General features: G+C 42.0%; 11 protein-coding genes and 1 pseudogene. 6 read left to right on the top strand and 6 right to left on the bottom strand.

The window, feature by feature from the left end:
• Together AAFM34_RS12725 and AAFM34_RS12720 are read right to left on the bottom strand one after the other, a co-directional pair.
• Positions 1 to 394: contractile injection system protein, VgrG/Pvc8 family (locus AAFM34_RS12725; RefSeq protein WP_341663374.1), on the bottom strand; the 394-nt coding region annotated here is incomplete at its 3' end.
• Positions 395 to 922: 528 nt separating this feature from the next.
• Positions 923 to 1,897 carry a DUF2971 domain-containing protein gene (locus AAFM34_RS12720; RefSeq protein ID WP_341663372.1) on the bottom strand — a complete coding sequence of 325 codons (975 nt, stop codon included), beginning with the start codon at positions 1,895 to 1,897 and terminating at the stop codon, positions 923 to 925.
• Positions 1,898 to 2,416: 519 nt separating this feature from the next.
• On the opposite strand from AAFM34_RS12720, the gene AAFM34_RS12715 reads away from it, so the two are divergent.
• Together AAFM34_RS12715 and AAFM34_RS12710 are read left to right on the top strand one after the other, a co-directional pair.
• Complete coding sequence (locus AAFM34_RS12715; protein WP_341663370.1) at positions 2,417 to 3,328, top strand: hypothetical protein; 912 nt, start codon at positions 2,417 to 2,419, stop codon at positions 3,326 to 3,328.
• Complete coding sequence (locus AAFM34_RS12710; protein ID WP_341663368.1) at positions 3,318 to 3,788, top strand: hypothetical protein; 471 nt, start codon at positions 3,318 to 3,320, stop codon at positions 3,786 to 3,788. Before AAFM34_RS12715 ends, AAFM34_RS12710 begins: the two co-directional genes overlap by 11 nt.
• A gap of 225 nt (positions 3,789 to 4,013) precedes the next feature.
• On the opposite strand, the gene AAFM34_RS12705 is transcribed toward AAFM34_RS12710, so the two are convergent.
• From AAFM34_RS12705 to AAFM34_RS12690, 4 genes are read right to left on the bottom strand one after another with little or no spacing between them, the layout of a single operon-like run.
• Positions 4,014 to 4,919: a L,D-transpeptidase family protein gene (locus AAFM34_RS12705; protein WP_341663366.1), complete on the bottom strand. Its 906-nt coding sequence runs from the start codon at positions 4,917 to 4,919 to the stop codon at positions 4,014 to 4,016.
• Between the two features lies 1 nt (position 4,920).
• Positions 4,921 to 6,336, bottom strand: a complete 1,416-nt coding sequence (gene phrB / locus AAFM34_RS12700) for a deoxyribodipyrimidine photo-lyase (protein WP_341663364.1) — start codon at positions 6,334 to 6,336, stop codon at positions 4,921 to 4,923.
• On the bottom strand, positions 6,333 to 7,124 hold the full coding sequence (locus tag AAFM34_RS12695; protein ID WP_341663362.1) for a MerR family transcriptional regulator: 792 nt from the start codon (positions 7,122 to 7,124) through the stop codon (positions 6,333 to 6,335). The genes phrB and AAFM34_RS12695 overlap by 4 nt, the downstream gene beginning before the upstream one ends.
• 1 nt (position 7,125) lies before the next feature.
• Entirely contained in the window at positions 7,126 to 8,076 is a 951-nt protein-coding gene (locus AAFM34_RS12690) for a DUF523 and DUF1722 domain-containing protein (RefSeq protein WP_341663360.1), read from the bottom strand.
• 342 nt (positions 8,077 to 8,418) lie between these two features.
• Here AAFM34_RS12690 and deoD point away from each other — a divergent pair, with 342 nt between their 5' ends.
• The 4 genes and pseudogenes from deoD to AAFM34_RS12670 all read left to right on the top strand — a co-directional run.
• The gene (deoD, locus tag AAFM34_RS12685) at positions 8,419 to 9,129 is read left to right on the top strand and encodes a purine-nucleoside phosphorylase (RefSeq protein WP_341663358.1); all 711 of its coding nucleotides are present in this window, start codon (positions 8,419 to 8,421) and stop codon (positions 9,127 to 9,129) included.
• A 63-nt stretch (positions 9,130 to 9,192) separates the two neighbouring features.
• Entirely contained in the window at positions 9,193 to 10,662 is a 1,470-nt protein-coding gene (locus tag AAFM34_RS12680; RefSeq protein ID WP_341663356.1) for a lactate dehydrogenase, read from the top strand.
• Positions 10,663 to 11,065: 403 nt separating this feature from the next.
• Positions 11,066 to 11,449: a DUF3302 domain-containing protein gene (locus AAFM34_RS12675; RefSeq protein ID WP_341663354.1), complete on the top strand. Its 384-nt coding sequence runs from the start codon at positions 11,066 to 11,068 to the stop codon at positions 11,447 to 11,449.
• Positions 11,449 to 11,699: pseudogene (locus AAFM34_RS12670) on the top strand (hypothetical protein); the annotation flags it as partial. The gene AAFM34_RS12675 and the pseudogene AAFM34_RS12670, both read left to right, overlap by 1 nt.

The following is an 11,699-nucleotide window of genomic DNA, read 5'->3' as shown; positions in this document are numbered from 1 at the left end:
GGTAATCGCTCATCCCCGCATCATCAAAAACATGGCGAATAATATCTGGCGCGGTTTTATTTTGGAAAATGCGGCAATCTTGGCGCTGGGTTAAAAACCAAAGTTGAGGCACTAGGGTGATAAGATAGCGAGAATAGCGGCGTCCAGAGCCTAAATAGCTCAGCTCTGAAACACTGCCGTTAAACTGGCGAGCCGCCGCTAAGCCTTGACCATAGATATTCAGCACGCCTGTTTTTCGGCTCAGCGCTTCAAAGGTAATGCTATGGTTTTCTGACAAGACGGTCAGAGTCATTTCAAACGGGGCAGACAGGGCTTCCGTTACCCGAAAACTTTCGACTTTGAATGCCCCTAAAAACCCAGAGACTTCAAAGCTAAACTCAATATCATTCGCCATACAGCTTCACTCTTGTGATCACAGTAATTGTGGATAATTAATCCACATGCATATTAAATGGCGGAACTGTAACAATTTTTGTTGAAAGTATCACTTTGATAAAACATGGAGTGAGCGATCAAAGAGGATGACAAAGTGACTGATTTGATAGTGGATTTGCTTCGGGGGTATTTAAGAAGACCGTAGAGCTAGTGAAAATGACGGTTTCTACCCTCAGCAGAAATTTGTGGTTTTGTGATGAGGTTTGCAATGTGGGATCAGGGCCATTTTGTATCTTGGTCATGGTTTGCCCCTAAGTGCGCTAACTTAATTACTCAGTGGCGGATCGTGCCACTGAAATCACCGTATTTTTTCTCATGGTTTAGTAGTATCGAAGCCGTGGCAGGGAACTCACATTTCCGCACATAAACCACTTTTTAACCCAGCAACCTTCGCCTGCATTTTTATGCTGGTTTGAGAGGGACGTATCTCTGATACTGGACACAACTCTTTTAGATTAGAAAAGTGCCTGAAACCTTAAATGCATTGTTATAAGTGACCCAACATTCGCTCGATCTGATTTTTTCTAATTTTGTAGTTTGTACCTTTCGATATATCAGACTTTGTCATTGTTGAGTTTGGTCCAATTAAGACAGAATCAACGACACTTGAAAACGGGATAGTTACATAGCTTGAATGCTCTGTAAGCGTAAAACCTAATTGCTGATGTAATTTTTGCTTTCGGTTACGGTATTCACTGAAGAAAGTGTCTGCCAATGCATCAGAGTCTTTCGTAGTAAACAATCCCCAACGTGCTAACTGACTACAAAAAAACAAGAACAACGAAAAGTTGTCAGAAACCACGAAACGAAACTCTTTTTCTTCCTCATACGGTTTTGGAGATTTGATAAAATTTCTCCAATACTCTAAGAAGAAAAACCAGATTGTCGTAGGCATATTATTTAACTTAGGATTGGCTGCCTGTATTGCAGGAAGCAACATCTCCAAAAATGAATTCAACCAAGCTTCATCGTATGATATGTAGCAGCACTTCAGATAGTCTGGGAGCAATTCGAAGTCTTCAAGAGTCTCTTCTAAGTAGGTTATGTATTTGGCTGTCGAAATACGAAGACATATCCCTTTGCCTTCGTTACCATAATTTTCCCATAAGTATTCATTGCGGCTTGTCGAAGTGTTAGATTGGATGAAAACATGATCATTGGATAAGGCGGAATTTACTACATTTGCAAAGTCGTGCTTCTCAAGAGTCTCATTATTCGTGATACAACCACTAATTCTACTTTCGATATCTAGCTTAACTTTTCGTTCTAATTGATCTTCAAAATTACTGATAGTGAACATACGAATTGTATCGGACTCGACCATGGAGTAAAAACTCTCAACCGACGTGTAATGATAGACATAATCGGGAAGTTCGATATTGAATTGATTATCAACGCCTTTTAGGAAACCAAAGAATAGGTTCCTAGCGCCGTTGAGTTGATCTTGCATTTCTTGATTCATACTTCCTCTGCTTATTTAACCACTTAAGCTTATAACACCCAAAGCAGCAGTGTGTTTACACGTCCGACTTCCTTTGCTTGTTAGATTTTTTGAACCTGCCAACAAAGTGCCAGATTATTGATGCAATAAGAGAAGCAAGTATTCCCAAAGCAAAGCTTATCCCTCTCTCAGTCCAGATCGATTTTTCAAAATCTTTTCTTTGCTGTAAGAATATAGCATCTACAAAGTGATCGGGGTCAAGTCTTTCATTTTGCCCTAGCTAAATTTATCCGAATATCCGGCATTCATCTGAAATCGTAACGTGGTTTTGTCCATTTTCGAGTCTGACCTACACCTCGTTAAATCAAGCTTGATCTATATTTCTTCTCAAACACTGAGGACTAAAAGCGTCACTTTGAGCGTTTTAGTAGTCAAAATAACTATTTGGTTGGTAAATGCCTCAAAACACCTTGTTGGGAATGATAAACACCTGAAAATATTGATATCATCTGGCTTATTTTTTTATTAAGGCCAACTCACATGCGGTATGAATCTTTCCCATATGTCCCAGAAGAAAGGCAAGAAACGACAAGAGAAAGAGCAGCGCGTCAACGTCAAGAGCGCAGAGCGGAACTAACTTACACCGCAAAGGACGAAAAACGTTGGGCAGAAAATAGAGAACGGGTTCTTGCAGAGCGCGCCGCTGCACAACAGGCTTACGATCTTACTGAAAAAGAGTGGAATAAAGACTTACAAGAGCAAGCCAAAGAATATCAGTGGGATACGTCTCAACAAACTAATGTCAGCATTGCTGTGATGACAGTTGAAGAAGCAAACGAGTATTTAGATTTGCTGATAAAAGACACTCACGGAGAACTTTCTACAGGTAAAGACTACACAGGTGTAAGCATGGGCTTAAAAGGTGCCTATGAAGTCGCTAAAGAACTTGGTGGATGGGGAGCAACAGCTAAAGCAGTCAATATCAATGGAGTGACGAATATTGTCGTTGAAAATTACAAGCCTAGATATTTAGATCTCGGTATTCGCTGGCAGGAAGCGACACCTCAAATGCTTAAAATCGGTCAAGCCCTGAATACCGTTAAAGGCAATATTCATTTCTTGAAAGGTAACATCTATGTAGAACTTGTTTTCAGTGGTGCAGTTAATGCCGTGGATTACATGCTACATGACGAGAAGACTCTCGGTGAAGTGGTAGGGCAATATACAGCAGATATTTCTAAGGGTATTGCAGCTGGAGTTATCGCTCAAGGAATAACTATTCTAGGAGTTGCAACATTAAGTACTGTATTTGCCGTGCCAACCGCTGTAACACTTGGTATTTTTGCTGTTAGTGCATTTATTGTTGGAAAAGAAATATCTAAACTAGACGACCAATTTAAATTCACTGAACCTATGAAAAATCAAGTAGAGAAAGTTATTGATGATCTCTAACAACAAATTTAATCGAAGGATAAAAAGAAATCGTTGGCTAAAAGTGATGATTAGTTGGCCTGTTATGGTTTTTATGGTGTGGCTAAGTTATAGTTCAATCAACGAGTTAGTGGTTATTAATGACTCAATCGGTATAATTCCTAAAGCAAAAATAGCTGGTTTAATGAACAATATAGCTTCTTTTGTTGGGGTTATAATATTTGGTTTTATAGCGATCATTCCCTTAGCTATGCTTCATCCATCAACAGAGTTGTTATTAAAAATACCATTTTCGACGAAAACAGGGCTATATGTTGTGGCTATTATCGTATTGAGCTGTATTGCCTCTGCCATATGGTTGGATAACAACACTAGGGATAAAATAAAGCAATATGACTATATCGAATGTACCTCCGAACGAGAAGTAACATTAAAGTCCTCAAGCCGGACGTATGTTTTAGACCCTAGCCTGTGTGAATAGATTATCGTTTGTTTTCTTGGTACACACCACCTTGCTAGCGCATGTAAACCTGTGCGCTAGCATTCAATAACGCGGTTTGCGATACTTAAAGTTATTTATTAATTGCTAATTTAGTAACACCGCTGGCATGTTTTTGTCCAAAAATAAGCGATTCGATTACAAAGGGCCTGCTAATACAGGCCCTTTCTGTTTTCTAAGCTAAAAGCGCTATAACTTCACGAATACTCAATCCATAAAATCAGGCGATACTACTTCAACAGGCACACCATTTTGGGCAAGGATAACGGCTTTAGCTTTCGCATCTGATAGGTCAAATTCATCCAACCACCAGCGTAGTTGTTCCGGCAAGACCAGAGCTTTCTTACTGCCATCACTGCGTGTTAGTGGCTCATGCGCTTCAACAAACACACTTCTATCTGGTTCCAATGCCACTTTAATCGGTTCATTAATTACTCTTACCTTTTCGCCTAAGTTAACCTTGGGAAACAACCAATCAATATCCTTTGGATCCATACGGATACAACCCGAACTCACCCTGAGCCCTATACCAAAATCTTTATCTGTGCCGTGTATTAGGTACTCACCGATGCCATAAGCCAAACGCATTGCGTAGTCTCCAAGTGGATTGTCGGGGCCTGCAGGCACAATTGTTGGGAGATCGATACCCTTCTCTCGGTATTCTTTTCGAATCGACTTTGGCGGTTTCCAGGTAGGATGACGCTTTTTCTGACTGATGCTTGTTTCCATTTCTGGCGTATCCCTGCCAATACGGCCTATACCGACAGGAAAAATATGGACCAAGTTTTTATCAGGTTGAAAGTAGTACAAACGGAGTTCTGCAAGATTAATGACAATACCTTTTCTTGGTACATCGGGCAGTATGATACGAGTTGGGATGGTTAACACATAGTTTTCAGCGGGAAGGAACGGGTCTACCCCTTTATTCGCAGCCATGAGTGATAAAAAGCCGACATCGTAGCGCTTGGCAATATCAGCTAAGCTTTCACCTTGTGACACTTGATGGTACTGCGTACGCCCAACAATGTTGCTTCCTTCTTGTGGCAATTGATACGTGGCGGAAAACACTGGCAAGCTGAAACAACATAAAATGGGGAGAAGAATGCGCAGCATGTTAAACGTCCTTAGCTTCCTTATAGAGGCCTAAGGTTACTTCTCTCTCGACCTTATGATCAACTATTGGATCAGGATATGACAGGTTTCTTACATCTGGCCACGCCCAAGGCTTGTGAATATACTTGTCTGGCACTCCAACAAGCTCTGGTATCCACTGGCGTATAAATGCGCCTGATGGGTCAAAGCGTTCGCTCTGTGTTACGGGATTAAAAATTCTGAAATAAGGCTGGCCATCACAGCCTGTCGATGCGCACCACTGCCAACCTCCATTGTTGGCCGCGTAATCGCCATCAATAAGGCGCTTCATAAAGTAGCGCTCACCGATGCGCCAATCAATGTGCAGATCTTTGATTAAGAAGCTTGCTACAATCATCCTCAGACGATTATGCATCCATCCTGTTTGGTTCAATTGTCGCATCGCTGCATCTACTATCGGATAACCTGTTTGTCCTGTTTTCCACGCTTCAATCCATTGACTGTTGTTGGCCCATTTTAAGCCGTCACCCCAGTCAAGAAAACTGCGTCCTTTACTGAGTTTAGCTTCAAAATAAATTAGATGCTGGTAGAACTCTCGCCAGATCAATTCACTTTGCCACACTTCACGTCCAGAACCGAGCGGTGGAGTTTGACCATACATTAGCCTCGCCATGCATTGGCGAACTGATAGAGCGCCAATAGCTAGGTAGGGTGATAGTTTACTCGTCCCTTGTATAGAGGGAAAGTCTCGCTGGCGATCATAAAGATCACTTCGAGCAGCGGTAAAGTCTCTTAGCTGCGCGATAATTGACTGACTATCGGCGACCCAAGCACTACTCTCTTGCCTTGGATAGCTAAAGGTTACCGCTGGATGAAAGCATAAATGTTGGCTTGCCTCTGGTAAAACAGCCTTGACCGCTTTATGGGCTTTTTTTACCTCAAAAGAATGTGCTTCGAGTTTAGTAAGATAAGCTTTCTTAAACGGAGTAAAGACTTTGAAGTAACTTCCTTGCTTATTGACTACACTGCCGGGAGCGAAAATGCATTTGTCGTCACACAAGCGAAAGCCAATGCCGTTTGCCGACAGCTGACTAGCAAGAAAGTCGTCTCGTTGACACTCATCCACTTCGTATTGTCGATTTACAAAGACAGTATTTGCGCCAAGGCTAGTAGCCACTTCAGTTATTCGCTCGGCGCAGTCAGAATACTGAGCGACTTCGTCATACAAAAGTTGAATATTGAGCTCTGCCAGTTCTTCACAAAGCTTCTCAAGCCTACGAAAGATTAAATCTGCTTGCATAGGCGCTAGGCCATGATTTTCCCATGTCTTTGGCGTAGCAAGATAAACGCAAGCCACAGGTTCGCCGTGCCTGAGCGCTTCGCACAACGCGGTGTTATCATCAACTCGTAAATCTCGCCTTAACCAAACTAGTTTCATTTTTCACACCGCAACTGTTGTATCAGTTCAGAGACCACCACTTGACCTGAAAACTGTTCTTCCAGTTGGTTTATAGCCGTGAGCTGAGGCTCATTGACGGCTTTCGAACTGTAGATACCGATAACAGCAAAACCGTCTATTGCTGGATGAGTCGCAAGCCCTGACAAATCTTCAACTTCATCCAACAGAGTAATATTGTACCCCTGCTCAACTAATGTCAGAGCCATTAAGCGTGAACCTATATCTGCATTACCGAGTGTACTAACAAGTAACGCGCGCCCAGAGCGGCTGGCTTTGTTTTCTGAATCAATAATCGCGTTTAACTTATTGACCATAATTGAGTAAAACAGACCATATTGCAGGGCTCGCAAAGAAGGACGAATCGAGGCAAAGGCTTGTTGAACTGGTTGAATAAATTGCTTGTCGACAACATTTAGGGGGTACTCTTTAACGACCGAATTAATCAGTGTTTCAGCTTTACCCTTGTTTAAACTTGCCAAGGCTTCCAGTACAGACTCGACATCATCCAATTGACTGCCACTGTCATCAACGTCATAAGAGTCACTGTTCCCCGCTTCTAACAAGGCTTTGACCTTACCAATTGACACGCCTTTATTAAGCCAACTCTGAATTCTATCTATTAAGTCAATATGTTCTTGGGTATAAAGTCTGTGACCTTTAGGCGTTCTCTCTGGCTCAATCAAGCTATACCTTCTTTGCCAAGCCCTCAAGGTGACAGGTTTCACCCCTGTCATTTCAGAAATTTCTCTTATCGCGTATTTCTTCATTCTACAATCCGTATCTCAGCCTCATCTCTTGGGGATGAGGTTGCAAAAATTTTTGCTCGAGTAAGTATTCATCTGGGTAAGTCGTTAAATAATGCTTAATTAAGGTTATCGGCGCTAAGAGAGGCAAAGTGCCCTGACGATACTCCTCAATCACTCCACATAACTCAGCTTTTTGCTGTTTATTTAACGATCGCTTGAAGTAACCCTGTAAATGCATTAGCACGTTAGTGTTGTTTTTACGGCTCGCTCTATTGGCAACCGCTTTCATTAGGCCTTCTCGGTACAACTGGTAAAAAGTCTGTGGATCATAGTCTTTGGTGTTGGCAACGAGACGACCGAGTTCTTTATATGATTGAGGGTGATGTGCCATCAAAGTCAGCTTGTAACGAGAATGAAAAGCAACCAGTTTTCCGGCCGTAGGCTCATCTCCCATTGAATCATAAAAATCTCTTAGCACGAAGATGCGTGCAATGAAGTTCTCTTTGAGAACGGGATCATTCAATCGTCCGTCTTCTTCTACAGGCAACCAAGGCATTTGCTTCATTAATTCCTGAGTAAACAACCCCACACCGGTGTTTTCAGCCCCGCCTTTGCGATAAACTTTGACTCGCTCCATACCGCAAGTCGGCGATTTTGCACACACTATATAACCGCATAAATCTTGAGTCTTGAGATCGCTGACTTTTTGTTCGGAGTAATCTAGCATTTTAGCTGTGTGTTCATTATCAGGATTTTTTGTCTCGACAAGTGCAATTCTCTCATCGTCTGATATCAGGCGAATGGTCGGCCGTGGTACTGGCATACCCATCCCAACCTCTGGGCAGACAGAGACGAACTCGAAATACGGCGCTAGCTCTTTGGTCACAAATTTGCTGATTTTGTGCCCAGAGTCAAAGCGGACATTTTCCCCTAATACACATGAACTGATACCTACTTTGACTGTGTCTGTCATCTTCTGGGCCCTCACCAAAGGTATACAAAAAAATATCTTGTATAAGAAATAGCATAGATTCATTTATTTGTACAAGATTTAAATTTGTATAAGTACCAATTACTACGTAATAACAGCGCGCTTAGTTCAAATAATGCACTCCTAATTGTCACAAAACGATTGCTTTAACTCTTTCAACACAATTCGTTATCAATGTAATGAATAATAACAACAAGAATAACTTTTGTGACATGCGTCTCATGGATAAGTCCAAGATCTAGCTAGTATCTACCTACCGATTTTTCCAAATCAACACAATTAGTGATCAGCAGTTAGAATTACTAATCATTCGGAGTAATAACGATGGCAACCCCACATATTAATGCCCAACCTGATGATTTCGCAGAAACCGTTTTGATGCCAGGCGATCCATTACGTGCAAAATACATTGCAGAAAACTTCCTAGAGGATGCCAAACAAGTTTGTGATGTACGCAACATGTTTGGTTATACAGGTTCATATAAAGGACATCGTATTTCCGTGATGGGCCACGGTATGGGGATCCCATCATGCAGCATCTATGTACATGAACTTATTGCTGAGTATGGTGTGAAGAACATTATCCGTATTGGTAGCTGTGGCGCCGTAAGAGATGATGTAAATTTGATGGATATCGTCATCGGTATGGGCGCATCAACCGACTCTAAGGTAAACCGTATACGATTCAATGATCATGATTTTGCTGCCATTGCCGATTTTGGTCTTTTAGAAGAGGCGGTTAAACAAGCTAGAGCACAGAATGTGTCTGTCAAAGTTGGTAACGTCTTCACTTCTGACCTTTTTTATACTCCAGAATCTGAGCTTTTTGAAAAAATGGAAAGACTCGGCATCTTAGGTGTCGATATGGAGGCTGCGGGCATTTACGGCGTAGCTGCCGATCATGGAGCGAAGGCACTCACGATTTTGACCGTCTCGGACCATATTACCCGTGGTGAAAAGCTCAGCGCAGAAGAGCGCCAAGATTCTTTCAACGATATGATGAAAGTCGCTTTGGAAACCGCCATCAACATCTGATTAACCATATTTTGCTACCAAGCGGGCTGCTTTGGTAGCCCTGATAATCCCGAGGGGGAGATAGTGAAATCTGGCAAACTGCCGAAGGAAGCGGACGGGTTACAACTCAACTTTTGTAAAACATTGGCGTGTGACAATTTTGGGCGAAGTGATGCACATAGATACGTGTTGCAACATGCTAACCCTAAACGTCCTACAATGGTTTGTCGGGAATGTGGCGCTTTCCCCCCCTTACTTAATAATCAAGAAGTCTTGAACGAACTCCAACGTTTAAGACAACTGCATAGTGACGGCTTACCGGCTTGTCGAAATAGCCATTGTGAAAATTTTGGCCTTTCAGTGCATACCAATAAACACGAGTACCATGCATTTGGTTACAGTGGTGACCGCCAACGTTATCGCTGCAAACTATGCCAATCAACCTTTGTTGATAAATGGTCTGGCACAAATAATAAGCTCGTCTTCCAAGAGACTTTGCTGGGGCTGCTATTTACCGGATATTCCGTGCGGGAAATATGCCGTAAGTTAGAAATCAACCCTAAGACTTTCTACGACCATTTAGACCATATTGCCAGTCGATGCAGACGCAAGCTGGCGATGTTCGACGCGCGATGGGTCAATCACGCCACTCAGTATGAACTGGCCTCTTCCTACCTACCATTACAACCTAAGAGCAACAACGGTGTGCTTTGGTTTGTCACAGGTGATGCTAAGACGGGTTATATTCTATGCCAACATGTCAACTACTCTGCAGATGAAGACCCACAAGGGAACGTCGACCATGATCCCTACCAACCGTATTCTCGGCTTATTTGTCGTGACTATTCATTGGAGGACTACACTCCCTCATTTTCAAACTCTTCGCTATTAAAAGAGAGAATTGATCATAAATATCAAGCGATACTCGCGCGTAGTAATGTCGAAGACCCATTGGGTAATCTAAGCCACTTTCATTACCCGACTAAAGGCGCTTTGATAAGGCCGCCCTACACCTCATATGCACACTTCATGCATGTGTTTTCTCAATGTAATAGCGATCGAAGAATCACACTTTACCTGCCTCAAGATCCTGTATTGAGATCTGCGGCTTTGAGTGTAGGTTTACCTAGAATTCAAAATCAAAGTATTGATCTCCTCTACGTCGAAGAGGATAGTCATTGGGACAATACTAACAACATAGATAAGATTGATATTTTACACATGGGATGGTGGCGCGACCGCTGGGCGATTGCAAATGTAAATGAAACATCCAAAGGCATCTGCTATCTCGCTGGGGATAATAGCGAACCTAAAGAGTGGTTAAACAAAGCCAGTATTCGCCAAACGGTTTTCTATCAAAATAGGTTCCAAACCTTGTTTGAAGATTTTATTGACGAGCCGAGGCGTAAACTAAGGCCCGGGGGTCTAATGCCTTTACTGGATATATTTAGAGCATGGCATAATTTATGTTATCAAGGTAAAAATGGCATGACAGCAGCACAAAGCCTTAACCTGACTCAGTCCCCATTGACGCTCAGAGAACTACTCTCATAGCTCCAATTATCAAAGATTAACTTACTGCTTCCCCCAACCCAAAACGAAGACTGCTCACAAGCAGTCTTTGATATCCTTCCTCACACTATAAAAGTGATACTTTTCATGAGCTTGCGATAGATTACTCAAAGAAGCCGTAGAAAATCAGAAAAATACCCTTGCCAACCTGATCTAGGACTTATTTACTACCCTTAACTATTCTTAACATTTAAGGCTAAACACTTATGGCTAGAAATATCCTTTTATGGATGGTCATCATGAATCCTTCGTTGAATAGCAAACTTCTCAATTTTTCAAAAAAGGGAAAGTAAACCTACAAATAACACTTTCATTATTCATACAAAAATATCCGTTTAAATCATAATTAGTATTAGCTGTAAGTCATAATAAAGGGAGCACATTTATGTTTTTGGATTACTTCGCACTGGGTCTACTGATCTTTGTCGCGCTAGTGATACTCTACGGCATCATAGTCATTCACGATATACCCTACGAAATCGCTAAGGAAAGGCAACATCCACACCAAGATGCCATACATTACGCCGGTTGGGTGAGTTTGTTTACCCTGCATGCTATTTGGCCATTTCTTTGGATTTGGGCAACCTTATGGCGTAAAGAACGAGGCTGGGGTTTCCAGAGGCTCGAAGAAGAACAACACGATATTCATCATAGGATGGATCTCCTCACTGAACGGCTAAATCGCTTACAACAACAAATTGATACTTTGACTTCCCCAGTTGAGCAACCATCCGCTGCGAGCACAGACAACAACGAGGAGAAACAGTAATGGATTTACTCCTTATTTTGACTTATGCCGCTTTATGCATTGCTATTTTTAAAATATTTAATATCCCATTAAATAAATGGACTGTCCCAACCGCTGTACTTGGTGGTGTCACCCTTGTTGGTACTTTAATTCTACTCATGAACTACAACCATCCATTTACCCAAATTGGAAATCAGGTATTTTCTACCACTCCAATTGTATCTGGAGTGCGAGGGAGAGTTATTGATGTTCCTGTAGAAGCCAATCAGCC

This window comes from Vibrio sp. (genome assembly GCF_038138445.1).
GTDB lineage: Bacteria > Pseudomonadota > Gammaproteobacteria > Enterobacterales > Vibrionaceae > Vibrio.
The sequence above is the reverse complement of the archived record's forward strand: the minus strand, read 5'-3'. Positions and strand labels throughout refer to the sequence as shown.

Excerpts from the sequence above, each read along its gene's own strand:
- AAFM34_RS12720 (WP_341663372.1), bottom strand. The coding sequence starts at position 1,897 with ATGAATCAAGAAATGCAAGATCAACTCAACGGCGCTAGGAACCTATTC.
- AAFM34_RS12715 (WP_341663370.1), top strand. The coding sequence starts at position 2,417 with ATGCGGTATGAATCTTTCCCATATGTCCCAGAAGAAAGGCAAGAAACG.
- AAFM34_RS12710 (WP_341663368.1), top strand. The coding sequence starts at position 3,318 with ATGATCTCTAACAACAAATTTAATCGAAGGATAAAAAGAAATCGTTGG.
- AAFM34_RS12705 (WP_341663366.1), bottom strand. The coding sequence starts at position 4,919 with ATGCTGCGCATTCTTCTCCCCATTTTATGTTGTTTCAGCTTGCCAGTG.
- phrB (WP_341663364.1), bottom strand. The coding sequence starts at position 6,336 with ATGAAACTAGTTTGGTTAAGGCGAGATTTACGAGTTGATGATAACACC.
- AAFM34_RS12695 (WP_341663362.1), bottom strand. The coding sequence starts at position 7,124 with ATGAAGAAATACGCGATAAGAGAAATTTCTGAAATGACAGGGGTGAAA.
- AAFM34_RS12690 (WP_341663360.1), bottom strand. The coding sequence starts at position 8,076 with ATGACAGACACAGTCAAAGTAGGTATCAGTTCATGTGTATTAGGGGAA.
- deoD (WP_341663358.1), top strand. The coding sequence starts at position 8,419 with ATGGCAACCCCACATATTAATGCCCAACCTGATGATTTCGCAGAAACC.
- AAFM34_RS12675 (WP_341663354.1), top strand. The coding sequence starts at position 11,066 with ATGTTTTTGGATTACTTCGCACTGGGTCTACTGATCTTTGTCGCGCTA.